Annotated in this window: 20 protein-coding genes; 13 read left to right on the forward strand and 7 right to left on the reverse strand. The window is 63.7% G+C overall.

The window, feature by feature from the left end; genetic code table 11:
* The first annotated feature begins 128 nt into the window (after positions 1–128).
* From V5738_RS02325 to V5738_RS02335, 3 genes are all read left to right on the forward strand, one after another.
* Positions 129–1244, forward strand: coding sequence for an ABC transporter ATP-binding protein (locus V5738_RS02325; protein WP_423822792.1), 1116 nt, complete (start codon positions 129–131; stop codon positions 1242–1244).
* 56 nt (positions 1245–1300) lie between these two features.
* Positions 1301–2770 (forward strand): mannitol dehydrogenase family protein, encoded by a 1470-nt coding sequence (locus tag V5738_RS02330; RefSeq protein WP_423822793.1) that lies wholly within the window; start codon positions 1301–1303, stop codon positions 2768–2770.
* Positions 2771–3765: 995 nt separating this feature from the next.
* On the forward strand, positions 3766–6042 hold the full coding sequence (locus V5738_RS02335; protein WP_423822794.1) for a TonB-dependent receptor: 2277 nt from the start codon (positions 3766–3768) through the stop codon (positions 6040–6042).
* Between the two features lie 80 nt (positions 6043–6122).
* On the opposite strand, the gene V5738_RS02340 is transcribed toward V5738_RS02335, so the two are convergent.
* Positions 6123–7172 (reverse strand): ketoacyl-ACP synthase III, encoded by a 1050-nt coding sequence (locus V5738_RS02340; protein WP_423822795.1) that lies wholly within the window; start codon positions 7170–7172, stop codon positions 6123–6125.
* 153 nt (positions 7173–7325) lie between these two features.
* Complete coding sequence (locus V5738_RS02345) at positions 7326–7706, reverse strand: rhodanese-like domain-containing protein (RefSeq protein WP_423822796.1); 381 nt, start codon at positions 7704–7706, stop codon at positions 7326–7328.
* 104 nt (positions 7707–7810) lie between these two features.
* On the opposite strand from V5738_RS02345, the gene V5738_RS02350 reads away from it, so the two are divergent.
* Complete coding sequence (locus V5738_RS02350) at positions 7811–9508, forward strand: phosphoethanolamine transferase (protein WP_423822797.1); 1698 nt, start codon at positions 7811–7813, stop codon at positions 9506–9508.
* Positions 9509–9549: 41 nt separating this feature from the next.
* On the opposite strand, the gene V5738_RS02355 is transcribed toward V5738_RS02350, so the two are convergent.
* From V5738_RS02355 to V5738_RS02365, 3 genes are read right to left on the reverse strand one after another with little or no spacing between them, the layout of a single operon-like run.
* Complete coding sequence (locus V5738_RS02355; RefSeq protein ID WP_423822798.1) at positions 9550–9819, reverse strand: DUF6587 family protein; 270 nt, start codon at positions 9817–9819, stop codon at positions 9550–9552.
* Between the two features lie 11 nt (positions 9820–9830).
* Entirely contained in the window at positions 9831–11675 is a 1845-nt protein-coding gene (gene feoB / locus V5738_RS02360; RefSeq protein WP_423822799.1) for a ferrous iron transporter B, read from the reverse strand.
* Positions 11672–11923 carry a FeoA family protein gene (locus V5738_RS02365; protein WP_423822800.1) on the reverse strand — a complete coding sequence of 84 codons (252 nt, stop codon included), beginning with the start codon at positions 11921–11923 and terminating at the stop codon, positions 11672–11674. The genes feoB and V5738_RS02365 overlap by 4 nt, the downstream gene beginning before the upstream one ends.
* A gap of 155 nt (positions 11924–12078) precedes the next feature.
* Between V5738_RS02365 and V5738_RS02370 the strand changes: the two genes are divergently transcribed.
* The 3 genes from V5738_RS02370 to fhuB are packed head-to-tail and all read left to right on the forward strand — an operon-like array spanning position 12079 to position 15799.
* Positions 12079–12846: an ATP-binding cassette domain-containing protein gene (locus V5738_RS02370; protein WP_423822801.1), complete on the forward strand. Its 768-nt coding sequence runs from the start codon at positions 12079–12081 to the stop codon at positions 12844–12846.
* 50 nt (positions 12847–12896) lie between these two features.
* On the forward strand, positions 12897–13823 hold the full coding sequence (locus V5738_RS02375) for an ABC transporter substrate-binding protein (protein WP_423822802.1): 927 nt from the start codon (positions 12897–12899) through the stop codon (positions 13821–13823).
* Between the two features lie 14 nt (positions 13824–13837).
* Positions 13838–15799, forward strand: a complete 1962-nt coding sequence (fhuB, locus tag V5738_RS02380; protein WP_423822803.1) for a Fe(3+)-hydroxamate ABC transporter permease FhuB — start codon at positions 13838–13840, stop codon at positions 15797–15799.
* Between the two features lie 28 nt (positions 15800–15827).
* Here fhuB and V5738_RS02385 read toward each other — a convergent pair whose 3' ends face one another.
* Entirely contained in the window at positions 15828–16733 is a 906-nt protein-coding gene (locus V5738_RS02385) for a LysR family transcriptional regulator (protein WP_423822804.1), read from the reverse strand.
* A 171-nt stretch (positions 16734–16904) separates the two neighbouring features.
* On the opposite strand from V5738_RS02385, the gene V5738_RS02390 reads away from it, so the two are divergent.
* The 3 genes from V5738_RS02390 (at position 16905) to V5738_RS02400 (ending at position 19993) form a co-directional block, all read left to right on the forward strand.
* Positions 16905–17744, forward strand: coding sequence for an alpha/beta fold hydrolase (locus V5738_RS02390; RefSeq protein WP_423822805.1), 840 nt, complete (start codon positions 16905–16907; stop codon positions 17742–17744).
* Positions 17745–18281: 537 nt separating this feature from the next.
* The gene (locus tag V5738_RS02395; protein WP_423822806.1) at positions 18282–18812 is read left to right on the forward strand and encodes a TetR/AcrR family transcriptional regulator; all 531 of its coding nucleotides are present in this window, start codon (positions 18282–18284) and stop codon (positions 18810–18812) included.
* A complete protein-coding gene (locus V5738_RS02400) occupies positions 18809–19993 on the forward strand; it encodes an MFS transporter (protein ID WP_423822807.1) in 1185 nt (394 codons plus the stop codon). Before V5738_RS02395 ends, V5738_RS02400 begins: the two co-directional genes overlap by 4 nt.
* A 136-nt stretch (positions 19994–20129) precedes the next feature.
* Here V5738_RS02400 and bla read toward each other — a convergent pair whose 3' ends face one another.
* Complete coding sequence (gene bla / locus V5738_RS02405) at positions 20130–20996, reverse strand: class A beta-lactamase (protein ID WP_423822808.1); 867 nt, start codon at positions 20994–20996, stop codon at positions 20130–20132.
* A gap of 901 nt (positions 20997–21897) precedes the next feature.
* On the opposite strand from bla, the gene V5738_RS02410 reads away from it, so the two are divergent.
* From V5738_RS02410 to V5738_RS02420, 3 genes are all read left to right on the forward strand, one after another.
* A complete protein-coding gene (locus V5738_RS02410; RefSeq protein WP_423822809.1) occupies positions 21898–23865 on the forward strand; it encodes a helix-turn-helix domain-containing protein in 1968 nt (655 codons plus the stop codon).
* A gap of 65 nt (positions 23866–23930) precedes the next feature.
* On the forward strand, positions 23931–24557 hold the full coding sequence (locus V5738_RS02415) for an AzlC family ABC transporter permease (RefSeq protein ID WP_423822810.1): 627 nt from the start codon (positions 23931–23933) through the stop codon (positions 24555–24557).
* On the forward strand, positions 24554–24916 hold the full coding sequence (locus V5738_RS02420; RefSeq protein WP_423822811.1) for an AzlD domain-containing protein: 363 nt from the start codon (positions 24554–24556) through the stop codon (positions 24914–24916). Before V5738_RS02415 ends, V5738_RS02420 begins: the two co-directional genes overlap by 4 nt.
* The last annotated feature ends 154 nt before the right edge of the window (positions 24917–25070 follow it).

The following is a 25070-nucleotide window of genomic DNA, read 5'->3' on the forward strand; positions in this document are numbered from 1 at the left end:
TGTGCCGCGTGCGATGCCGAGCCGCTGAGAACGGAACGGTCAAAAGAGCAGGTCGACGAATCAATGGGGTTGTCGGTTCTCTCGGTGTGTCGGTCTGCGGATAAAAACGAGTTTCAGAGGAAAGACCCATGGCAGTCGTAGAACTCAAAAACGTCGGCAAGCAGTATCCGGGCGCGGACGAACTGGCGGTCGAAGACTTCAACCTGGTCACCGAGGACGGCGAGTTCGTCGTGCTGGTGGGCCCGTCGGGCTGTGGCAAGACCACCACCATGCGCATGATCGCGGGCTTGGAAGAGCATACCCAGGGCGCGATCAAGATCGGCGGCCGGGATGTGACCGGCGTGGCGCCCAAGGATCGCGACATTGCCATGGTGTTCCAGAGCTATGCGCTATATCCGCATATGAGCGTGCGCGACAACATGGCGTTCTCGCTCAAGCTCAAGAAATACGGCAAGGCCGATATCAAAAAACGGGTCGAGGACGCGGCCGAAGTACTGGGTATCACCAACCTGCTGGATCGCAAGCCGCGGGCCCTGTCCGGCGGCCAGCGCCAGCGAGTGGCCCTCGGCCGGGCGATCGTGCGCCAGCCGCAGGTCTTTTTGATGGACGAGCCGTTGTCCAATCTGGATGCCAAGCTGCGGGTCGACATGCGCGCCGAGATCGTCAAGCTGCACCGCAAACTGGGGGTGACCACCTTCTACGTCACCCATGACCAGACCGAGGCCATGACCATGGGCCAGCGGATCGCGGTGATGAAGGACGGCATCGTCCAGCAGATCGATACGCCCAACAATCTCTACCAGCAGCCGTCGAATACGTTCGTGGCCGGCTTCATCGGGACGCCGGCGATGAATTTCCTCCAGGCCGAGGTCGGTAACGACCAAGCCACTGGCAACGGATTCCGTCTGGTGCTGGACGAAGAGCGCCGTCGGGCTGCCGCTGAGCGCAGCCATTTGCGGGTAGGCATCCGCCCCGAACATCTGCATCTGGCCGACAATGACTCGTCCCAGTCCGATCTGACCGGTACGGTCGAAGTGGTCGAGCCGCTGGGTTCGCTCACCATGATCCAGGTCAAGGTGGGCGAGACCACGCTCACCGCCCAGATCGAGCCGCATCAAACGGTCGCGATGGGGGATACGGTGTCGCTGACCTGCGCGCCCGACAAACTGTATCTGTTCGATGACGAGACCGAAGCCGCGCTGATCGGCATCGATACCGGCGTAGCCGACGCCCATAAATACTGATATCGCGATAACGATTGGTCGACGCGCCGCTGTGGCGCGCCGCAGGGGAGAGTTCTATGCCCGCACTCAACAACGCCGCCCTTAAAGACATCGACGCTGCCGTGGCCACGCCGGGCTACGATCGCAGCCAAGTCACGCCCGGGATCGTGCATTTCGGCGTCGGCGGTTTTCATCGCGCCCATCAGGCAATGTATCTCGATGCGCTGATGAACGAGCACAAGGCGCTCGACTGGGGCATCTGCGGCGTCGGCGTATTACCCGGTGACCGCAAGATGGCCGAGGTCATGGATGCCCAGGATTGTCTGTACACGCTGGTCCTCAAGCATGCCGATGGCACTTACGAGCCGCGCGTGATCGGCTCGATCGTCGACTACAAGTTCGCCCCGGACGATCCCGAAGACGTGATCGAGACCATGGCTGCCGAGACCACCCGAATCGTGTCGCTTACGGTCACCGAAGGGGGCTACAACTTCCACCACGTGACCGGCGAGTTCGATTTCGACAACCCGGATGTGGCCCAAGACCTGAAAGACGGCGCGACCCCGAAGACCACCTTTGGCCTGGTCACCGAGGCCCTACGCCGCCGGCGCGAGCGCAACCTCACGCCGTTCACGCTGATGTCCTGCGACAACATCCAGGGCAACGGCGATGTCGCGAAAAAAATGTTCACGGCCTTCGCCAAGGCCAAGGATGCCGAGCTCGGCGCCTGGATCACCGAGCACGTCCAGTTTCCGAATTCGATGGTCGATCGGATCACCCCGGTGACCACCGATGCCGATCGCGCCGAGATCGCCGAGCGTTTCGATATCGAGGACGCCTGGCCGGTGGTTTGCGAGCCGTTCACCCAGTGGGTGCTCGAGGATCATTTCAACCTGGGCCGGCCGCCCTATGAGGATGTCGGGGTACAGATCGTCGACGATGTTATGCCCTATGAGCTGATGAAGCTGCGCCTGCTCAACGCCAGCCATCAGGCACTGACCTACTTCGGCTATCTGGCCGGCTATCGCTATGCCCACGAAGTCTGTCAGGACGAGCTGTTCGCAGATTTTCTGATGGATTACATGACCCGTGAAGGCCAGCCGACCCTGCGCCCGGTACCGGGGGTGGATCTAGAAGACTACAAGCGCACGTTGATCGAGCGCTTTTCCAACCCGGAGATCCGCGACACGCTGGCGCGGTTGTGTGCGGAATCCTCGGACCGGATTCCGAAGTGGCTGCTGCCGGTGATTCGCGAGCAGCTCGAGGCGGGCGGCGAGATCCAGCGCTCGGCGGCTGTGGTCGCGAGCTGGGCGCGCTATGCCGAAGGTGTGGATGAAGCCGGCGAGCCGATCGAAATCGTCGACCGGCTCGCCGACGAGCTCAAGACGATCGCGGCCCGCAACCGCGACCAGCCGACCGCCTTTATCGAAAACCGCGAGCTGTTCGGCGATCTGGTCGACAACGAACGCTTCGTGGCGGCCTATACCGATGCCTTGGCGCGTCTGCATCAGCAGGGCGCACGCGCTACCCTCGAGGCGCTGCGTTAGCGCCTGGCCCGATCGAGTATAGGCCAGGTCTGGCGAGGTCTGGCTAGGGCGTGTTGCAGTGTCGTCCGAGCCTCGCGTTGCCGCCTTAAATCGTGTCTGGCAAGACGCGAGCGGCCGGCTCTGGGCGTGCCCCGATCAAGGCTTGTCACGCGGCCCGACGTGATTGGGGGCACAACCTTTCGGGACAAGGGCTTGCACGAAACCTTAGCACGCCCTAGGGGCAAGCTTTGGCCCTAGGCTAGCCGAGCCCGGTCTGTTTGTTGCGCGCAAGGTTTCGCCTCTGTGGATGCGACGTATGCGTCTGCGCCGAGCGCGGTTATGGCCAGCCAGCTTCGGCGTACGCAGCACGTTCCCGGGCGCACTGGCAAAAGAGGCGGCGACGCTGGGGCGCGGACTTCAGTAGCTCCAAGACCGGCCATAGAGCCTCTATGGTGTCGTGCGCGCTCGGTCTGGCAGCTGGCGCCCAGCGTTCTTGAATACGACGATGGACCGCAAGACGAAGCGGGGCGGCTACGCGAGCAAGAGTCCGCTGGATCGCCGCGGTGTCTCGGGCGTCCTGTCTCTTTCCGGGGCTGCCCAATGAACCACGGGGCGCGCCTGTGCCGTCGCCTGTTCGGGGCAGGCGGACGACATGACGATTCGCGCCTGGTCGAGCACGTCCGGCGAACGCCAATGCGGCGCACGTACGACACATCCACCAGGCCAGGCGCGGTATTCCGAGAGACGGCGATAAGGCCGCGGTTGGGAAACGTATGCGCGGCGAGCAGCCGTTGGCGTTCGGAATTCGCACCAGAGACCGGTGGTCTCGGCCATATCGGTAACCAAGAGGCGGTACCGGCCCTGGCTGCCCAGGGGGCGCGCTAGACGTGCCCCGCCACGAACTTTTCTTGCAAATGAGAACGATTATCATTAAATTCCTGTCTCCGAACGATGAGGCTGAGACGCCGCGCATACGAGGCCGGGCCGCAGTCCGGTCAGCAAAGGACAGGGTGATGATGCAGGACTGGGGCGTGCTTTCCCGAAGTTGGGGCCAGGGCTCATTGGCAGCGACCATGGTGTTGCTGGGTATCGGCACGGTGCTGCCGGCCGCCGCGGCGGACGGCCAGGCTGGTCAAACCCCGGTGGCCACCGAACCCGAGCAGTCGAGCGCGCCGGCGGCTGCGACGTCGCCGTCCACCTCGGACGCGCCCCAGGCCGATCTTGGCAATATTCGCGTGATCGGACATGCCACCGGCGGTGACCAGGTGCCCGAAGCCTATGCTGGCGGTCAGGTGGCCACCGGTGGCCGTATCGGGGTGCTTGGCGAACAAAATACGGCCAACGTACCGTTTTCAGTGATCAGCTTCACCTCGCAGCTGATCGAAAACCAGCAGTCGCATACCCTGGCGGATGTGCTGCTCAACGATGCCTCGGTGCAATCCGAGCTCGGCTATGGCAATTTCGCCCAGGTCTTCAAGATCCGAGGCTTCTCGCTCGATGGCGAAGACGTCTCGTTCGGCGGGCTGTATGGCGTGCTGCCGCGCCAGATCGTACAGACCAACTTCGCCAACCGGGTCGAATTGTTCAAGGGCTCGAATGCTTTCGCCAACGGCGTAGCGCCGGCCGGTACCGGGGTTGGTGGGGCCGTCAATATCGAACCGAAGTTCGCCAATGCCGAGCCGCTGACCCAGTTTCGGCTCGGCTATCAGTCCGACTCCCAGATCGAAGAAGCCCTCGATGTCGGTCGCCGTTATGGCGAACAGAAACAGTATGGCGCCCGCCTGAGCGTGCAGCATGCCAAGGGCGATACCGCGATCGACGGCGAGAATGCGGCCGATACCTCGGTCGGCCTCGGCCTTGACTACGACGGGGACCGGGCCCGGGCCGGGCTGTATTTCGGCTATCAGAAACAGCACATCAAGCATGGCCGCTCGATCGTCTATCTGGGTACGGCCACCGAGATTCCGGATGCGCCGGATGCCGATACCAACTATGCGGCCTCTTTCAATAGCACCGAGCTGGAAAACGAGTTCGGCCTGTTGCGCGGCGAGTTCGATCTGACCGATCACTGGACGACCTATGCCGCGATCGGCGCCAACCATACCGAAGAGCAGGGCGAATACGGTTCGCCAACCCTGATCGGCAACGACGGTAGCGCCTCGGTCTATCGGCTTGGGGTGCCGTTCGAGTCGCATTCGTTCTCCGGCCAGGCCGGTATCCGCGGCGATTTCGATACCGGCCCGGTCAGCCATCAGCTCAACCTCGGTTACTCTGGCTACTATCGACGCACCGACAGTGCCTACACGATGTCGGACTTCGTCAATCAGAGTCCGACCAATATCTATGACCCGGCCGATATCGGCTACCTGCCGACCGCCTCCGAGGCTGGCGATCAGGACGATCCGAACGTGCGTACCCGGACCCGGGCCGATGGCTGGGCGATCTCGGATACGGCCGGGCTGTTCGACGACCGGCTGTTGATCACGGTCGGTGGGCGTTATCAGTCGATCCGGGTCAACAACTACAGCTATCAAGGCGATTTCGACGGCGACCCGGTGCGCGGCCACGAGGTCTCACCGGTGTATGGCGTGGTCTACAAACCGGTCAGCTGGCTGTCGCTGTATGCCAACCATATCGAGGCGCTGCAGCCGGGCGACGCCGCTCCGAATACGGCCGCCAATTCGGGGCAGGTCATCGGGATCGCCGAATCCAAGCAGAACGAAGTTGGTGCCAAGGCCGATTTCGGCCAAATCGGCGGCAGCCTAGCGCTTTATCAGATCAAAAAACCGAATGCCGCGGTCGATGCCAACAACGTCTATGGCTACAGCGGCGAACAACGCGATCGCGGTATCGAGCTTAGCGTCTACGGCAAGCCGACCGAGCGGCTACGGCTGCTGGCCAGCGCGACCTGGATGGACGGCGAGCTGACCGAAACCGGCGACGGCAGCAATGAAGGCAACGACGCGATCGGCGTGCCGGATTACCGGCTGGTGCTGTCCGGCGATTGGCAGCTACCTGGAGCCGACCGTTGGCATGCCAATGCCCGCGTGATTCGAACCGGTTCGCAGTATGCCAACGAAGCGAATACGCTCAAGCTACCGGGCTGGACCCGGGTGGATCTCGGCCTGCGCTATAAGATGCCCTGGGGCCACGACGATCAAAATCTCGTCTGGCGGGCCGGGGTCGATAACGTCGCCAATTCGGATTACTGGCAGGCAGCCAACGACGGCGGCTATATCACCCAGGGTCAGCCACGGACCTTCAAGCTGTCGGCGACCTTGAACTTCGACTGAGTTCGTCGACCGCATGACCCACAAAAAAGCCGGCTTAATGCCGGCTTTTTTGGGTCTGCTGTACGGCGCGTCCGGCGGCTTCAGTCGTCCTGTTCGCTCATCACGAAATCCGAGGGTAGGCGAACCAGCGTCGCGCCCCAGGACAGGCCGACGCCGAAGCCGACCAACAAGACCAGGGCGCCCGGGCCGACCTGGCCGGACAATACCGCCCGTTTAAGCGCGATCGGCACGCTACAGGAGACGGTGTTGCCGATATCTTCCATGCACACCACGAATTTCGACTTCGGCAGATCGAGTCGTTCGCGAATACCATCCAGCACCATGGCGCTGGCCTGGTGGGGCACCACGGCGTCCACGTCGTCGAGCGTCACGCCGGCCTTTTCGCAGGTTTGGTGGATCGCGCGCGGCACTTCACGCAGGGTGAATTCGACCACCGCGCGGCCGTTCATGAAGATATTGTGATCCGAGCGGACGTTGCCGTGCCGGTCGGTGTATTCCTCGGCCGGCTGGTCGAGCCTGCGCTGGCGCATGCCGCTGGTCGGCACGATCAGGTCCTGGGCGCCCGAACCGTCGGTGCCGTAGACGAACGGCCCGATCTTGGGCTCGCCCTCGGCCGCGCGATCGGACAGCAGCGTGGCCGCGGCCGCATCGCCGAACAGGGCGCGTACGCTCTTGTCGCCGGGGTGTACGAACTTGCTGTAGGTGTCGGCTGTGATCAGCAGCAGCCGCGATGCCTGGCCGGATTCGATCAACGCCTTGGCCACGCCCAGCGCATAGATATAGCCAGAACAGCCGAGATTGATATCGAGCGCGCCGATCTGCTTGTTCAGACCCAGTCGTTCCTGGATCAGACAGGCCGTGGTCGGGGCCAGGTAGTCCGGGGTCTGGGTAGTGAAGATCAGGTAGTCGACTTCGTCGCGCGCGACGCCGGTTTTCTCGAACAGCCGCTCCGCGGCTACCACGCCGAAATCCGAGGCGCATTCGTTCTCATCGGCCACATGCCGTGCGCGAATGCCGGTCTTTTCGGCGATGCGCTCCAACGGCCAGTTGGGAAAGCGCGCGGCGATCTCTTCGATCGATTCGGTACGCGCCGGCAGCATGTATTCGATGGCGTCTATGACAGCAGACATCGGACCTCGTTTTATGCGGAACGGGTGGAGCGGCCGAGCGCATGATCGCCCGCCGGCGCAGCATGGACCCTGTCGCGTTCCGACAGAGTCCATCTAAAGTCGCACAATATCGGCGTCATGGCGCGTCTCGTCAACGCCTCAGCGCGTAATAGCCTATTCCGTGGGGTACCCGGCGGCCTGCCAGTCGGCGAAGCCGCCGCTCATCGCGCGCACATCGCGGTAGCCGGCCGCGCGTAGAACCTCGGCCGCGCGCTCGGCCCGTCCCCCGGCCTTGCAGTAGGTCACGATCGGCGTATTCGGGTCGACTTCGATCTCGGGATCGCTGGAAATCCGGGTGACGGGATAGAACAGGGCTCCAGCGATATGTCCGGCCTCCCATTCGTCGCGCTCGCGCACGTCGATCATCTGGGCGCCGTTTTGCTGGGCATGGCGGGCTTGTTCGTGGTCGATCATAAGAGGCTCTTCAACACCGCCGGCGGTCGTTTCGCCGCCGTCTTTGGATTCTCGAATCAGATTATAAATACGTTTGAGCATAATGCGTTTCGAATCGGTGGTTTGAATATTCCGGATTTACGACGAGGTTACGCCCTGCGGCGCAGACTGATCTAACCCCATCGTCGTTTGTCGATCGTATGACCGTGTCCGAGCCCGCCAACAGCCGTTCGATGCGTTGGGCTCGCGCACGCCCTGCGCTGGGCGTGCCGATGCTGACGTTGCTGGTCGCGATTTTCATCATCGCCTTCGATAACCGGGCGTTCTGGCACGAGCTGGCTTCGGTGTCGCAGGTGGGTTCGACCGGCGGCCTGGGTTTCGCTGTCGCTACGGCTGTATTTCTGGTCTGTGCACTGGCCTTACTGATGTCGGTGTTCGCCTTCCGCTGGCTGTATAAACCGTTTCTTATCGCGCTGCTGCTGATCGCAGCCGTAGTCGGTTATTTCATGCAGACCTACGGCGTGGTCATCGACGACACGATGATTCTCAACACCGTGGACACGGATGCCGACGAGGCCCGCGGGCTGTTCAACCTCGCGCTGGTCTGGCACTTGTTGCTGCTGGGCGTGCTGCCGGCCGTGCTGGTGGCCTGGGTGCGCATCGAGCGTGCTATCTGGTGGCGCCAGGCTCTTGTACGCATGGGTTTTGCGCTGGCCATGATCGCCTGTGGCGCGGCTGCGCTGGCCAGTCACTACAAGGATTTTTCGCTGACACTGCGCGAGCATCGCGAGCTGCGCATGTATATCAATCCGACCTATGCGATCTATTCGGCCTTCGAGGTCGCCCACGGTCGGGCCGCGGCTGCCGACGAACCGCTGGTACGCATCGGCAGCAACGCACACCGCAGCCCGGCCGCCGAAGCGCGCAGCCGGCGCAAGATCATGCTTCTGGTGGTCGGCGAGACCACCCGGGCGGCCGACTGGGGGCTGAACGGCTATCACCGCCAGACCACGCCGGAGCTGGCGGCGATCCCGACGCTGGTGAATTTCTCGGATGCCCATGCCTGCGGGACTTCTACGGCCGTATCCGTGCCCTGTATGTTCTCGGCCGAACCACGGCCGGATTTCGATACCGATACTGCCGCCCATACCGAAAATCTGTTGGACGTACTCAAGCGCGCCGGTGTGACCGTGCATTGGGAAGAAAACCAGGCCGGCGGCTGCAAGGGCGTATGCGATCGGGTGCCGACCAAGAATATGCGGGCTCTGCGTATTCCTGGGGTCTGTGGCGATGGGCACTGTCTCGATGCGGTATTTGTCCACGGGCTGGCTGATCGGATCGATGCGGCCTCGGGCGATCTGTTGCTGGTCATGCATACCATGGGCAGCCACGGGCCGAGCTACTACAAGCGCTATCCAGAGGCCTTTCGGCGCTACACGCCGACCTGCGACTCGAACCGGCCCCAGGATTGTTCGTCACAGACGCTGACCAACAGCTACGACAACACCATCGGCTATGTCGATCACATCGTGGCCGCGCTGATTAGCGTGCTGAAAACCCGGGAGGCGGACGCCGATACGGCGCTCATGTATCTATCCGATCACGGCGAATCGCTGGGCGAGCACGGGATCTATCTGCACGGTTTCCCATACGCGCTGGCGCCGATGCAGCAGACCCATATCCCGATGGTGTTGTGGCTGTCGGATCGCTGGCGTAGCGATACCGGGCTGAGCCTGGACTGTTTGAAACACACGGCTTCGAAGCGAACCGGCCACGACCATGTGTTTTCGACGGTCATGGCGATGATGGATGTCCGGGCAGCGCCCTACGATCCCGAGCTGGACATGCTCGCGGCCTGTCGGCGTGATTCCGGGGCGGACGCGGCGCGGACGGCCGGCGGCTAGCACGATCGAGTGGCGGCCGGCCGATTTTCGGTCGGGCCGGCTTATCGACGCCGGGGGGCGGTTCCGGCTTTCAGCCCGCAGCCGGCACAGGCGCTGCAGCCGCCGCTGCCACAGGCGCCGCCGCCGCTCGCGGTACGCGCCGGGGCCAGCCGACGTGCCAGTGCCCGGCGCCAGCCGGCGGCCACAGGGCTATCGATTCGTGAGGCCGCGATCAGGCGCAGTCGGGCCAGGCTGCGCGGCGCCAGCCGGCTGATCGCCTGCCCTAGACAGAACAGTGCCAGCAGCGTCAGCAGCACCGCCTGAACGGCCATGAATAGGCTCATTATCCGCCCCCGAGTGCGCTGGCGATCTGATAGGTCGCCAGCGAAGCCAGATAGGCCAGCCCGAACAGATAGACCAGGGCCACGCCGACCACCCGCCAGGAGTTGGTCTCGCGCCGGATCACCGCCAGGGTAGAAATACACTGCGGCGCGAATACATACCAAACCAGCAGCGACAGCGCTGTAGCCAGCGGCCATTGTTGGCCGATCAGGCTGCCCAGCTGATCGCTGACGCCGGCCGGGTTGCCAGACATCGCATACACCGTGCCCAGGGCTGAAACCGCGACTTCGCGGGCGGCCATGCCCGGCACCAGCGCAACCGAGATCTGCCAGTTGAAGCCCAGTGGCGCCAAAACATAATGCAGATAGTGGCCGATCAGGCCGACGATGCTGTATTCGATGGCCGGGCCGGTGGCCCCGTCCGGCGGTGCCGGGAAACTGGCCAAAAACCACAGCAGCACGGTGAGTGTGAAGATGATGCCGCCGACCCGGCGCAGAAAGATCTTGGCCCGCTGCCCGAGCCCGATCGCGATATCCCGCGGATTCGGCAGCCGATAGGCCGGCAGTTCCATGAGCAGGGCATGCTCGGAATCGTCGTGTCGAAAACGCTTCATCACGAAGGCCACCGCCATGGCCCCGACGATGCCGAAGATATACAGCCCGAACAGCACGATGCCCTGCAGATTGAACAACCCGAGCACGCTCGTACGCGGAATGAAGGCAGCAATCAGCAGGGTATAGACCGGAAGGCGCGCCGAGCAGGTCATCAACGGTGCGACCAGGATCGTGGCCAGCCGGTCCCGGGGGTCGGCGATGCTGCGGGTCGCCATGATGCCGGGAATGGCACAGGCAAAGCTCGACAACAGCGGAATGAAGGCCCGGCCGGTCAGCCCGACCTTGAACATTAGCCGGTCGAGTAGGAAGGCCGCCCGCGGCAGATAGCCGGATTCCTCGAGAATCAGGATAAAGAAAAACAGAATCAGGATCTGGGGCAGGAATACCAGCACGCCGCCGACGCCGGCCACGATACCGTCGGCGACCAGGCTGTGCAGGGCGCTGCCGGCCGGCAGCAGCCCGGCGATCGCGGCACCCGCCGTGCTGACTCCGGCATCGATGGCATCCATGACCGGCACGGCCCAGGAAAACACCGCTTGGAAGATCAGAAACATCAGCACCGCCAGGATCGCCGGCCCGATCACTGGGTGCAGGGCCCAGCCATCCAGCCGATCCTCGACCCGCGAGGCCGTGTCTGAGGCACGTACCGCGCCGGCGATCAGCGCTCGCACCGCGGCATGAATATCTTCGGTGCCGGGGCGCGGCGCCGGCGCCGAGGGCGGTTCGGCTTCCAGGCGCTCGATCAGGGCTGCCACGCCGTCGCGGCGCACGGCCACGGTCTCGACCACTGGCATGTCCAGATCGTGGGCCAGGCGTTCAATGTCGATCTCGATACCGCGGTGCCGGGCGGTGTCCATCATGTTCAGGGCCACCAGCATTGGCCGGCCGAGGCGGGCCATTTCCAGCACGAAGCGCAGATGCAGGCGCAGATTGGTGGCATCGACCACGCACACCACCAGATCGGGGGCGGCCTCGGTGGCATGTTCGCCGGCACAGACCGCGTGGGTGATGGCTTCGTCTGGGCTGGTTGCAGCTAGGCTGTAGGCGCCGGGCAGATCCAGCACATCGAACACCCGGCCGTTGGCCGTGGTCAGTCGGCCGCTTTTGCGTTCGACGGTTACGCCGGCATAGTTGGCAACCTTCTGGCGGCTGCCGGTCAGGCGGTTGAACAGGGCGGTCTTGCCGCAGTTCGGGTTGCCGGCCATGGCGATACGGGGAATCGCGATACTCATGTGGGCACGTTTTCCAAGGTGTCGACCGCGATACGGGCCGCCTCGCTGCGGCGTAGCGCGAATCGTGTGCCGCCGATGCGAACCAGGATCGGGTCGCCACCGAACGGGGCGCGTGCCACGATCTCGACCGTCTCGCCGGGCACAAAGCCCAGATCGCGCAGGCGCTGGGCGATCGCATCGTCGGGGTGCTCATCGCGGATCGCGGTGACGCGGGCAGGACAGCGTTTGGCGAGTTCTGAGAGTTGCACGAAGGCCCGGTTTAACTGAGAACCATTTGCAATACGAGATGTTATCCTGCGCTCGGCGCGCCCGCGGCGCAATAGTCTCTCATTGATACTCATTCGTATCTAGCTTATTCTCGGGCATTCAGCCACGATGCGCATGCCGCGTATTCGGAGAAACGATGTTCGAAGTCAATTCCTGCCGGTTCGAAGTCGGAGGGCGCTGCCTGTTGGAGGCATCGGATCTGCGTTTCGATGAAGGCAAGGTCTATGGCCTGATCGGACACAACGGTTCCGGCAAATCCACCTTGCTCAAGCTGTTGGCCCGCCAGCAGTGCGCCAGCTGCGGCGAGATCTGTCTCAACGGCCGTGCCGTGGACAGCTGGGGCAATCGCGAGTTCGCCCGCAACGTGGCTTATCTGCCTCAGCATCTGCCGAGTGCGGCCAGTCTGACCGTGCGCGAGCTGGTTGCCTTCGGGCGCTACCCCTGGCATGGCCTTCTCGGGCGGCTGTCGCGCAAGGACAAGGCCCAGGTCGACCGGGCCATGACGCTGACCGATACCGTGGAATTCGCCGATCGCATGGTCGATACCCTGTCCGGCGGCGAGCGCCAACGGGTCTGGCTGGCGATGTTGTTGGCCCAGGGCAGCCGCTTTCTGTTGCTCGACGAGCCGTTGTCGGCGCTGGATATCGCCCATCAGGTCGATACTCTGTCGTTGATTCGCCGGCTGTGCAGCGATCTCGGCGTGGGCGTGATCATCGTGCTGCACGACGTGAACATGGTCTCGCGCTATTGCGATCAGCTGGTGGCGCTGCGAGACGGCCGCCTGCTGGCTCAGGGTACCCCCGGCGAACTGATGGACGATGCCACTCTCGAGGCCATCTACGGTATCCGCATGAGCGTGATGCCTCATCCGACCGACCACCACCCGATCGCCGTCGTTCAGTGAGGCCGCGCCGGTTCGGCGTCCGAAGCCGGAGGGCGGCCTGTGCGCGCATCGTGTATCAAACGGTCTGGGCCCTTTGTCTGGGCTTGGGCGCCGCCGCAGCGCCGGTACAGGCGGCTGCCCCATCCGCGGCCTCGGCGAATCACCAACCCCCGCGTCTGGCCACGGTTGACTGGGGGCTGGCCCAGAACCTGGTTGCGATCGGCGTGACCCCGCTGGCGGTCGGCCAGACTTCAGGCTATGCCACCTGGGTTGGGCAGCCGAAGCTGCCGGCCGCGACCCGAGACCTGGGCTTGCGTTCGCAGCCCAATCTGGAGTTGCTGGCCCAGCTCGATCCCGACCGAATTCTGATCACGCAGATGTATGCCTCGCTCAAGCCGAAGCTGGCTCGGATCGCGCCGGTGGCCACGGTCGATGTGTATTTCACGCCGGGGCCGGTATGGGACAACACCGTAGCGGCAGTAAAAAAGCTGGGCCGTATTGCCCACCGGCCGGCCGCGGCCCGGGACTTGATCGAGCGTACCGAAAGCGAGATTCGCACGGCCGCTGCTCGGTTGCCGGAGGATCCGAAGCCGCTGCTGGTCGTGCAATGGTCGGATGCCCAGCATGTGTACGTGTTCGGCAAGAACAGCCTGATCGGGGCGACCATGCAGCGCATGGGCCTGGAAAATGCCTGGCAGGGCGAAACGTCCCGCTGGGGCTCGGCCCAAGTGCCGGTTTCGCGTCTGGCTTCGGTCGACGCCGGTCGCATCGTGGTTATGGGGCCGGTGCCGGTCGGCCTGCGCGATCAAATCGCCGACAGCCGGCTGTGGAATAGCCTGACCCTCGTGCGCAACGCGCCGGTGGTGTATATCCCCGGGGTATGGAGCTTCGGCGGCCTGCCGTCGGCGAGCCGCTTTGCCCGCCTGATCACCCGGGCTCTGCGCAATGCGCCGGCCCGCGGACCTGGCTGGCCCGAGTCGACGGCGACGTCGTCTTGAAAGGCACGGCAAGGATGACGCCGGCACGTCTGTGCGGGTTGGTGGCGCTGGTCGTGATCGGTCTGGCGGCCGCGGCCCTGCATGCCGTGGCCGGTAGCGACTGGGCCGGTGGGTTCGTGGCCCCGAATCCGGACGACATCACCCAGATTCTCGTGCACTACAGCTGGCTGCCGCGGCTGACGGTAGCGTTGCTCGGTGGAGCCGGGCTGGCACTGGCCGGCGTGCTGATGCAACAGACGCTGCGCAACCCGCTGGCATCACCAACCACGCTCGGGGTGGCCTCGGGGGCCCAGGTGCTGTTGTTGGCCGCCACGTTGTTCGCGCCCGGGCTTTTGGCCTATGGCCGCGGCACTATCGCATTCATCGGCGGGGCGCTGGCCATAGCCTTAGTGTTTGCCCTGGCGTGGCGGCGCGGGCTGGCGCCAACGGTACTGGTGCTGGCTGGGCTGGTGGTCAATCTGTATATGGGCGCCGTATCGCTGGCGCTGATCCTGTTCAACCAAGAAAAACTGCATGGTCTGATGGTCTGGGGCGCGGGATCGCTGGCCCAGAACAACTGGGCCGATGCGATCGATCTGGCGCCGCGGCTGGCGATCACAGCGATCGGTGCCGGTATTCTGGTGCGCTCGCTGGCGCTACTCGATCTGGACGAGGTCAATGCCCGTAATCTGGGGGTATCTTTGCCATGGCTGCGCCTGGCCAGCCTGGGCCTCGGCGTGTTCATTACCGCCAGCATCGTCGCGCGGCTGGGCATGATCGGCTTCATCGGTCTGGCCGCACCCGCGATCGTTCGCCTGAGCGGCGCTCGAACGCTATCGGCGCGCCTGCTCTGGGCGCCGGTGCTGGGGGCCTTGCTGTTGGCGGCGACCGATTTGATGCTGCAGCTGCTGACGGGCAGCAACGCTTCGTTGATCCCGACCGGGGCAACCACGGCCGCACTCGGGGCGCCCTTGCTGCTGTGGCTGATACCGCGCCTGTCGGCCAAGCGCAGTGCGCCGCGTCCGAACACGGCGCCGCCGGTGCCCAGACATAGCCGGCCCTGGCGGATGATCGGCCTGGGGGCTGCGGCGGTCGTGGTCATGGCAATCATTGCGCTGTTTGCCGGGCGTGGGCTGGACGGCTGGAATGCCCCGTTTGCGTTGCCCTGGTCGGAGACCGGGCTGTGGCGGGCGCCGCGTGTACTGGCTGCCGGTGCGGCCGGTGCCTTGCTGGCGCTGGCAGGCACGATCATCCAGCGTGTCTCCGGCAATCCGATGGCCAGCCCCGAAGTGTTGGGCGTGAGCGCCGGCACCGGCATGGGGCTGCTGGCTTTGATCTGGTTCGTGCCGGCAGCTGGCACTTTGGCGATGCTTGGGGCCGGCACCGGCGGGGCGTTGGCCACGCTGGTGTTGTTGGCGGCGATCAATGCCCGCGCCGGCTTTGAACCCGAGCAGCTGCTACTGACCGGGATCGCGGTGATGTTTGCCTTCGATGCGATCCAGCGCATCGTGCTGGCCGGCAACGATCCGCGAACCCAGTCGATGCTGGCCTGGGTGTCCGGGTCGACCTACTACGTCAGCCTGCATAGTGCGGTGTTGATCGCGCTCATCGGCCTCGTGCTGATCGCGCTGGCCTGGCCGCTGGCGCGCTGGCTGGACGTGCTGCCGCTCGGTGAATCCGTTTCGCGGGCTTTGGGCTTGCATGTCACGACCAGCCGGCTGGCCTTGCTGGCGCTGGTCGCGATGCTGACGGCGGCGGCCACGCTCATCGTCGGGCCGCTGTCCTTTGTCGGCTTGCTGGCGCCGCATTTGGCCCGGCTGGCCGGCCTGGCCCGGGCGCGTACCCAGATGGCCGGCGCCATGGCCTTCGGCGCGCTGTTGATGATCGCCGCCGACTGGGTCGGCCGGGAAGTGCTGTTTCCCATGGAAATCCCGGCTGGGCTGGTCGCGACCCTGATCGGTGGCAGCTATTTCATGTGGCGGCTGCGCCGGATCTGAGCCGGACGGGCGTGCTCGCAGGCGAGCTTTAGCCGCCCAGGGCCGATAGTCGCTGGCGCAGCCGTGGCTTCAGAAAATCGATCAGAACCCGGGTTTTGCGCGGCATGGGCGACTGGCTGCGATAGACCAGGCTGACCGGCCAGGCGGGCGGCTCGAAGTCTTCCAGCACGGTTTCCAGCCGCGCCTGCCGGCCCGCCTCAGCGATCTGGTACGACAGCACCTGGGTGATGCCGGCATCCCGCTCGGCGGCCGTGATCGCGCCTTCGGCGGTGGTCACGGTCAGGCGCGGCGTAATCGGCTGCCCAAGCCCTCGATCCTTCTCGGCAAACCGCCAGACATGATGCGCCCCCGGGGCGCCCACGGCGATGCATTGATGATCGGCGAGCGCGCTCGGCTGGGTTGGGCGACCGCGGGCTGCCAGATAGCCAGGCCCGGCACAACAGACCCGGCGAATCCGGCCCACGGGCACCGCGATCAGGCTGCTGTCGGCCAGTTCGTCGATCCGCAGCGCGATATCGACCTGTTCTTCCATCAAATCGACCAGCCGATCCACCAGCAGCAGCCGTACGTCGATCTCCGGATAGGCCGCCAGAAAGTCGGCGATCACTGGGGCGATATGCAGGCGGCCGAACACCACCGGCGCGGTGATCACCAGTTCGCCGCGCGGCGCGGCATATTCACCGCGGGCGGCACGCTCGGCCTCGTCCAGCTGCTCGAGGATACGCCGCGAGGCGGTGACGAAGGTCGCTCCGGCCTCGGTGAGCTCGGTGCGCCGCGTGCTCCGATGCAGCAGCCGGCTCCCCAGATGTGCCTCTAGATCGCCGATATGACGATGCACGGTCGATAGCGGCCGGCCCAGGCGCCTGGAAGCTGCCGAAAGGTTGCCGGCCTCGGCCACCGCGATCAGCAGCGACATCGCCTCGAAGCGATCCATAGTCTTCCGTTTTTCGGGAGTCTGATTCCTAATATTGCTGGGTTATCCCAAAAGATGAAAGCAAATATCTTGGCGCTGGCAATCAAAGGCCCCGCCGCTCGGCGGGCTATTCGCACAGCCAGACCGTCCGAGCTGAGGGCGCTTCTGGTGGCCTACGAACCGGAGCTCAGCATGACCGATATTCGCTATCGCAGCGTTGATATCAACGGCAGCCATATCTTCTACCGTGAGGCGGGCACACCCGGCGCGCCGAAGCTGTTGCTGCTGCACGGCTTTCCCACGTCGAGCCATATGTTTCGCGACCTTATTCCGGAGCTGGCCGACCGCTACCACATCGTCGCCCCCGATCTGCCCGGCTTCGGCCGCTCGGATTTTCCGGCCCGCAACAGCTTCGAATGCCTAGCCGAGGCGATGGCCGATTTCACCGATCGGATCGGCTTCGACCGGTTCGCGGTCTATGTTTTCGATTTCGGTGCGCCGACGCTGTTCCGGCTGGCGCTTAAGCATCCCGAGCGGATCACCGCGATCATCAGCCAGAACGGCAACGCCTACGAAGAAGGGCTGGGGGAGGGCTGGAATCCGGTTCGGACCTACTGGCAGGAACCAACCACGGCCCATCGCGATGCCCTACGCGTGCTGCTCACCGAAGACACCACCCACTGGCAATACACCCACGGCGTGCCCGAGCCCGAGCAGGTCGCGCCGGATGGTTATATGCTGGATATGCACTATCTGGCGCGGGAAGGCATGGCCGATTTCCAGCTCGATCTGTTTGCCGATTATCGCCACAACATCGAGCGTTATCCGGCGTTCCAGGAATATTTTCGTGAATACCAGCCGGCGTTTCTAGCGGTCTGGGGACGCCACGATCCGTTTTTCCTGCCGCCCGGGGCCGAGGCGTTCCAGCGCGATATGCCGGCCGCCCGCATCGAGTTCTTCGATACCGGCCACTTCGCGCTCGAAACCCATGCCGTAGAAATCGCTAAACATATCCGCGATTTTCTCGGCTGAAGACGGAGTAGAGCCGGGCAGCGTCTAGGCAGCGCTGCCCGGTTGCGACCGCCAGGCGCCGTTTGGGGGTGTCCGGCGCCACCTCGGAGCGGGCCATTCTCTTGCACGGTGTTGGGCGCTGGCCCTGGGCCGCCTCTGGGTCGCCCCTGGGTCGCCCCTGGGCCGTCTCGGGTCCAGAGGGGCAACGCCGCAGGCGGCCCATGTCTTCAACAAACAGTTCGGCCGGAAACGACGAGCGGCCAGTAATTGACGGCGCGCCGGCAATACGGTGTGCCGTGTTTTTGCGTAGGGCGAACACGTCACGCTCGCGATGTCTCGCCGGGCGGCTTGTGGTCATCTTTCAGCAAACGCCCGGCGCGGCCGCGCCGGAAACCTCGGCAAGGCCTCGTGCTACACGCTGATATAGAGCGTGACTCTGTGGGGCGATGCCTGTGTTTTTAAGGCTTACGGCCAGATTGGATCGTGCCTGTGCAGCGTTTGGGGAAGACGAGGCGCGTCCGATTTGACGATGTAAAACGATCGTTTTACATTCGGGCTATGGATATCGATACACAACTACTGACTACTGCCGAACGCCTGTTCGATCAGGACGGCTTCAATGCCACTGGCATGGGGCGGCTGGTACGCGAAACGCGGCTGTCGAGCCGGACGGTCTACAAACACGTCGGCAGCAAGAATGCGCTCGTGGCTCGGGTATTGGCCGAGCGTCAGCGCCGGTTTTTTGCCCATACCGACTTCAGCAGCGTCGAGGCATTGTTCGACTCGTTGAAACGCTGGCATGCCGACAACGACGGTGCCCGGGGCTGTCTATTTTTTCGCCTGCGGGCCGAAACCGGTGGCCAGATCGCCGAGATCGAGGCCGCAGTCGCGGCTTATCAGCAGCAGTTGCATGTACGTATCGGCGAACTGGTCGCCCGCGAGGCTGGCGTCCCCGATGAGACCCGGGCCGATCAAATCCTAGCCCTATTCGAAGGCGCGACCACAGCGGCCACCTATCGCGGCGAAGCCGTGATCGATGCGGCTGCGGCCTGTGCTCGGCAACTCATCAACCAAAGAGGCGCCGTATGAATCCTGCGCTACGAATCGGTGCGGTTGGCTTCGGCCTGATCGCGGTCTGCTACGGCTTTGCGCGTCTTGCCTTCGGGCTGTTTTTGCCCCAGATGCGCGACGATCTCGCCCTGTCGGCCGGGCTCGCCGGGGTGATCTCCGGCGGCGCTTTCGCGGCCTATTGCGTGGCGATCATCGTCTCGGCGCGGCTATCGGAACGGGTTGGCCCGCGTGCGGTAGCGGTCGGCGCGGCCCTGGTCGCAGCTATCGGCATGGCCGGCATCGCGCTGGCGCCAAGCGCCTATGGGCTCGCGGCATTCGTGGTGCTCGCCGGTGCCAGTACCGGGCTGGCTTCGCCGCCGATGGCGGATGTCGTGGCCCAGGCAGTAGCCGCCAAGCGCCAGGATTCGACCAATGCCGTCATCAATGCCGGCACTAGCGCCGGTGTCGCTCTGACGGGGCCGATCGCGCTGGCCGCCGGCAGCGATTGGCGGATCGTGTTCGCGCTGTTCGCGGGCACGGCCTTGCTGCTGGCCGTGGCTGCTTTTCTAGCGCTGCCGGCGGCGGCCATGGCCGATCGTTCGAGCCAGGCCGGTGGGCTGCCGCCGCTGCGCGCCAATCTACTGCGGCTGGTCGGCGCGGCCTTTCTCATGGGCGCGGCCAGTACCGCGCTGTGGTCGTTCGGCGGGGAAATCGCCAGCCTGCGGCTCGGCTGGTCGACCCGCGGCATCGGTCTGCTCTGGATCGCGATCGGGGCGGCCGGTATCGTCGGCGCGGCCGCCGGCTGGCTGATCGCCCGGCTGGGCGTGAATACCGTGCACCGGGTTGGTCTTGCCGCGCTCGCGGCCAGTATCGCCCTAGCCGGGGCAGGATTTACCACGCCGGCTCTGACGCTCATCGGCGGGGCCGTATTCGGTGCGGCCTATGTCATGCTCACTGGTGTCTATCTGGTCTGGGGCACCACGACCCTGCACGATCGCCCGGCCGCTGGGCTGATGGTCGGCTTTCTGATGATCGCCGTCGGCCAGACCGCGGGCGCGCCGTTGTTCGGCCTGTTGATGGGCCATGTCTCTCTGCAGGCGGCGGTCGCCGTATTCGCGCTGCTGGGTCTGGCGCCGAGCGTGTTTGTGCACCGACCGGACAACGCGACTGACGCGGACAACGCGGTGTCGATCAAGGCCCAGGGCTCCTCGGCCTGCTAGCAAGCCGAAGAAGCCGATCGCTGCGATCGGCCTGACGCGACCCAGCCGGCGCCGCCTCGTGTTCGCAGCGGGGTCCGCCTGCGGCGCAGTGGCTGCAACCGCAGGTGAGGGCAGGCCGGTTTGGCGATGGGCGTGGCTAGATCGTTGAGGCCACCAGCGAGCCGACCGCCATCAACACCTGTTTCCGCTGGCGGCTATCGCGCTCGCTATTAGTGTAATAAGCCGTCACCAGCACCGGGGCGCGATCCGGCGGCCAGATAATGCCGATATCGTTATTGGCGGTACTGGCAGAACCGGTTTTGTCGCCGATCCGCCAGTTCGCCGGTAGCCCCGCTTCCAGGCCATGCGCGCCGGTCTGGTTCAGCGTAATCCAGCGCATCAGCTTGCGGCGCGAGGCCTCAGACAGGGCATCGCCGACCAGCAGCTTGTATAGGGCCCCGAGCATGGCGAGTGGGGTGGTGGTGTCTTGTTCGCCGGACTGGGCATCGTTCAACGGCTCCACGTGATCCAGTTGGGTCGCAGAATCGCCCAGGCGGCGGATAAACGCCGTGAAACCGGCCGGCCCGCCGAGTGTTTCCAGCAGCAGATTGGCGGCCGTATTGTCGCTGACCAGGGTGGCCGCCTCGCACAGCTGCTCGATCGTCATGCCCGGCGCGCCGACGTTGAGCATGGTGACCGGAGCCCAATCGAGGATCGCGTCCTGGTCGAAGACGATACGGCGGTCGAGCCGTTCCTCACCGCGGTCCACCCGCATCAAGACCGCGGCAACCAGGGGCAGCTTGAAGGTGCTGCACATCAAAAACCGTTCGTGGCCGCGATACGAAAAACGCTGCCCGCTTTCGGTATCGTGCACGGCAACCCCGAGCCGGCCGCCGTGGCTCGTCTCTAGGGCTGCCAAGCGTGCCGGGCCATCCTTGGCTGGAGCCGCGACAGCACGAAGCTCCGGGAATGCGGCGACCGTTGCGATCGCGCCGCAGGTTGTCAGCAGGTCACGACGGTTCATGGCTGTTCTCTGGCCGCGCCTACGCGCCACAGGGCGAGAGTATAGGGAAGCTGGTTGCTCGTCGCGCCTTGCGTTGATGCTCGCAAGGCGCGACGTGTCCGCGTCCTTAATCTTTTGCTCGGTAAACCATCTACGATTCGGGCCTGCTCGTTGGGACTATCGAGTGAACGCCGGCGAAAAATTCGCCAGCAGTTCTCAAAACCGAATACGGACCCGTGGCATCCAGAGGAGACTGTATTTCATCTTCGACGGCGACTTGAAAAGCGCTATGGCTGGCTTGCCCATTAATGCGATGCCGGCCTCGATTACAAGTGTGTCGAGCGAAAACGCTTGTTATGGCGGGCGTCGGCTATCGACTCAAAGCGGACTGTCATAATAACGAGGACTGATGGAGATAATTGTGCTGCGCTGGTGGCGGCAAAATGAACCCACTCACCTACACTAGACCATTCCGTGTGGACCGCTACAGTCGAGAATCCGCCACGCTAATATGATAAGTGCCATGTCGGAGATCGAACAGACGAGCCATATCGGCAAAACATGCTCGCGCCGGAGTGCTTGCGAACGACGAACGCGTTTTGAACACCGATCGCGATGATCAGTTACAGACCCAGACCGAATCCAGCCATCAAGGCGATCATTGCGCCGCTCCGGCGCCAACCGCACGCGCCGAGGCATCTCAACCTAGAGCAAACGACAGATAACGCTTGCGCCACACGGCCCCGTTAGTTTTCGAGTCGATTTATTCCAATATACTGTACGGCCGACGTTTAGCAGGCTAGGTCGCTCCTGGCGATGTGCGCGTCATTACGCCTAGATCCACTATAGAGCACGGGCACAGTTGCCAAACCGGGCAGGAGTTCCATTATAGTGGAAAGGACGCACTATGTAGGAGCATCCCTTGAGCGCAACGACGAACCACGACCTGCACACCCAGATTGCGACCAACATCAAAGCCTATCGTGCCGAGCGTGAAATCACGCTCACGGGGCTGTCGGAACTGACCGGTATCGGCAAGTCCACCCTGTCCAATCTCGAGCGTGGCCAAGGCAATCCGACGATCGAGACCATATGGCAGCTGGCTCAGGTACTGAACGTTGGGTACGGCGACCTAGTCGGCAGAGCGCCGGCGCAAGCCTCCACGTCAGAGGGGGTCTCTGTGGAGCTGATCAACTACAAAGAATCCGAGCGCAAGATCGAGACGTTCCGGATGACGTTCGAAGCTTCCTCGCTCAGAGAGGCCGACGCGCATGTGTCCGGGGTGACCGAACACGTTCTCGTGCTTAGCGGCGCGCTGACGGTCGGCGGTATCGACGATCGCACCATGCTATACGCTGGCCAGTCGAAAACCTTCAAGGCGGATCAGGAACATCTCTACCAAGCGGCCGAGTCCGGGGCTCAGGCGATCGTCTCGGTGATCTATCCGGATCAACGATCGGCCTTCAAGGATTCGCACGCGACGCGTCTCGACTGGCCTGTAACGCGGGAAGCATGGTCCGGCGTACAAGACCTGGTCACACGTCTATGCGTCGAATCCAAGCACGGCATCCCGTTTGGACGACTTCGGTTCACAGGGTGTCATCTGAACTTCGATCAAGCCTATGAGGCACTCGTAGGCCATCTCGGGCCGGAATCGAAGACGGGGCCCGGGATGTCGATGGCCTACGCGGGGAGCCACACCCCCGAGGTGATTGTGCTGGCCAACGTCGGCAGCCATGAATGCATTCCACATCGGGAGTACCCGGCGACGCTCTCGCAAGCCGTCCATCTGGCTAATAAAGCCGCACGGCGCGTCCGGCTGGCGGATACCGACTACGCCGCGCTTCGCGAAACGGCCACGAGTGCTGATATTTGCCTGTCCACGCTGGCCGCTGAGGTTCTGACGAATGCCGGCCACGCCACGGTCCCGAGCCACGTCGGCGTCAAAAACGCGACTTCACCATCGGGCGAACCGGGTACGTCAGATGTCCTGTTCGAAGACTGGATCGATGTGGACAGCTACGCGGCTTTCGAACTCGTGCATCCGGCCTATGCCCGCCAGTGTGTCGAAGTCGCCGCGCATCTGCATACCGTCGATGCCCCAAAAAACGGTCGCGTTCTGGATGTCGGCACCGGGCCGGGGCTGCCTTTGTCCATGATTGACGAGCTGGTCCCGAACACCGAGTTTCTGGCCGTCGATCCGAGTCGTACCGCACATCGGTATCTGGAGAAGCGGTTCGCGAACAACGCCCACATATCGACTATGCTGGCAGGCGTAGCTGATATCCCTCTTGAGCCGAAGTACAACCACGTCATCTCCATCGGGGCATCGCATCATCTGGATACGACCGTGTTTTTGGGCAGTATCCGCGACCGAATGAATATAGGCGGTACGCTCTGCGTCAGCGACGAGATGATCAAGCCGTTCGGCAACAAAAGACAGCGCGGCGATCACCTGCTGGCGCATCACTTGCGCTATATCCATGACACGCTGATTCACGCCGATCTGGCCCGGGTCAGCCCGGACGAGGCAGAGCTGGTCCGGCTTTGTCGTCGTAACGTGCCCAACATGCTCTACAACGCGCTCGCCGGCGAAGGCGAAGTCGCCGCGGGCCAGGCGCGGCGCTTGTTGAGTCAGATTCATCGCCTGGATCTGCCGGGGCAGGCCTCGATCCCCGAACTCGCCTTCTATCGATTTCACGTGCTCGAACTCGAAGCGTTGGTGGCAGGACTGGACTACGAAGTCGAACAGAAGACGTCGCCAGTCTGCTTCATGGATCTGGCGAACGAGATCGGCTTCCAGCTGATCAGCCACCGCCGAATCTATGCGACCCACGGCCGCGATCCGTGGCACGCGGGCACGCACGTCTTCGCGCTCGAAGCCGTATGAGTCTGGTACACGCGAGTGGGCGGGGTCTTCGGGCGGCGATCCCGATCTGCCTGGGCTACATCCCGGTGGCGATCACCTTCGGCGCGGCGGCCACGAGCTTCGGCTACCCGCTGTATGTGCCGATCCTGTTTTCGGCCACGATTTTTGCGGGCGGCAGCCAGTTCATTCTGCTTGCCGCCATGCAAAACGGGACACCCTGGCTCTACGTCGTGGCCCTATGCGCGCTGATTGATTCACGACACGTGATCTATGGCTCCCTGATCCGCCGTATCTTCCCGAAATCGCTCGTTGCGCGCGTGCCGTTGGCGATGTCGCTGACCGATGAAGTCTTCGCCACCGCACTGACCCAACGTGAGGCAAAACCCACACGCGAGCTGACCGCTTGGTTGGTTGGCGTGGCGCTGACCGCCTATCTGTGCTGGGTGGTGAGTACCGCCGTCGGCGGCGCCGTGGGCACGGTTATTCAAGATGCCGCCCCAGCAGTCACGAAGGCGCTGCATTTCGCCTTACCAGCCTTGTTTCTAGCGTTATCGCTGGACAATCTGCACCGAGGCAATGCGTGGCCGCTCGCCGCGGGCGCTATAGGCGCGCTGGGCGCGATCGTGGTGGGTAACATTGCGGTGGCCTTGTTCGCCGCAATCGCCGCAAGTGTCGCCGTCTGTTCTTGGCAGTATCGAGAGTCTCGGCCATGACGCATCACACACTGTTGGTCGCGATCGCAGCGATGGCCGTCGTCACGGCCTTCTGCCGGGTCATTCCGTTTCTGCTGTCGCCCAAGAGCCGTTTGCTCACCCTGCTGTCGAGCGACCACCCCGCCACTAAAATCATCGGCCCAGTCCTGCTGGTCGCCTTGGCTGTTGTAACACTCACTGAGCCGATTCTAGGCAGCCCGAACTGGTCGACGCTCATACCCTACGGTGTAGGCGGGCTCATCACGACGGTTGTCCTTCGTTGGTCGGGCAGTGTGGGGTTGGCCGTCGTGGTCGCGATTGTGGGCTTTGGTTTGACTGAATACTGCTTGTCGCTTTTGGTTCCATACAGTAGCGCCTAGGCAATATGACGTGTAGCTTCATGCTCCGCATGGTTTTGATCGTTAATTGGCCGGCTTTGTGCGGGTTATCGACTATTTGCACTAATGACCTCGGCGCCTAAGGCATCCTTGGCGATATCATCGTACGTGCGATGTGGGCTGCTATCGACCCAGA

Source organism: Salinisphaera sp. SPP-AMP-43, assembly GCF_049568105.1.
GTDB lineage: Bacteria > Pseudomonadota > Gammaproteobacteria > Nevskiales > Salinisphaeraceae > Salinisphaera.

What these genes read in the sequence shown, in the direction of transcription:
- V5738_RS02325 (WP_423822792.1), top strand. Translation starts at nt 129, where the DNA reads ATGGCAGTCGTAGAACTCAAAAACGTCGGCAAGCAGTATCCGGGCGCG.
- V5738_RS02330 (WP_423822793.1), top strand. Translation starts at nt 1,301, where the DNA reads ATGCCCGCACTCAACAACGCCGCCCTTAAAGACATCGACGCTGCCGTG.
- V5738_RS02335 (WP_423822794.1), top strand. Translation starts at nt 3,766, where the DNA reads ATGCAGGACTGGGGCGTGCTTTCCCGAAGTTGGGGCCAGGGCTCATTG.
- V5738_RS02340 (WP_423822795.1), bottom strand. Translation starts at nt 7,172, where the DNA reads ATGTCTGCTGTCATAGACGCCATCGAATACATGCTGCCGGCGCGTACC.
- V5738_RS02345 (WP_423822796.1), bottom strand. Translation starts at nt 7,706, where the DNA reads ATGCTCAAACGTATTTATAATCTGATTCGAGAATCCAAAGACGGCGGC.
- V5738_RS02355 (WP_423822798.1), bottom strand. Translation starts at nt 9,819, where the DNA reads ATGGCCGTTCAGGCGGTGCTGCTGACGCTGCTGGCACTGTTCTGTCTA.
- feoB (WP_423822799.1), bottom strand. Translation starts at nt 11,675, where the DNA reads ATGAGTATCGCGATTCCCCGTATCGCCATGGCCGGCAACCCGAACTGC.
- V5738_RS02370 (WP_423822801.1), top strand. Translation starts at nt 12,079, where the DNA reads ATGTTCGAAGTCAATTCCTGCCGGTTCGAAGTCGGAGGGCGCTGCCTG.
- fhuB (WP_423822803.1), top strand. Translation starts at nt 13,838, where the DNA reads ATGACGCCGGCACGTCTGTGCGGGTTGGTGGCGCTGGTCGTGATCGGT.
- V5738_RS02385 (WP_423822804.1), bottom strand. Translation starts at nt 16,733, where the DNA reads ATGGATCGCTTCGAGGCGATGTCGCTGCTGATCGCGGTGGCCGAGGCC.
- V5738_RS02390 (WP_423822805.1), top strand. Translation starts at nt 16,905, where the DNA reads ATGACCGATATTCGCTATCGCAGCGTTGATATCAACGGCAGCCATATC.
- V5738_RS02395 (WP_423822806.1), top strand. Translation starts at nt 18,282, where the DNA reads ATGGATATCGATACACAACTACTGACTACTGCCGAACGCCTGTTCGAT.
- V5738_RS02400 (WP_423822807.1), top strand. Translation starts at nt 18,809, where the DNA reads ATGAATCCTGCGCTACGAATCGGTGCGGTTGGCTTCGGCCTGATCGCG.
- bla (WP_423822808.1), bottom strand. Translation starts at nt 20,996, where the DNA reads ATGAACCGTCGTGACCTGCTGACAACCTGCGGCGCGATCGCAACGGTC.
- V5738_RS02420 (WP_423822811.1), top strand. Translation starts at nt 24,554, where the DNA reads ATGACGCATCACACACTGTTGGTCGCGATCGCAGCGATGGCCGTCGTC.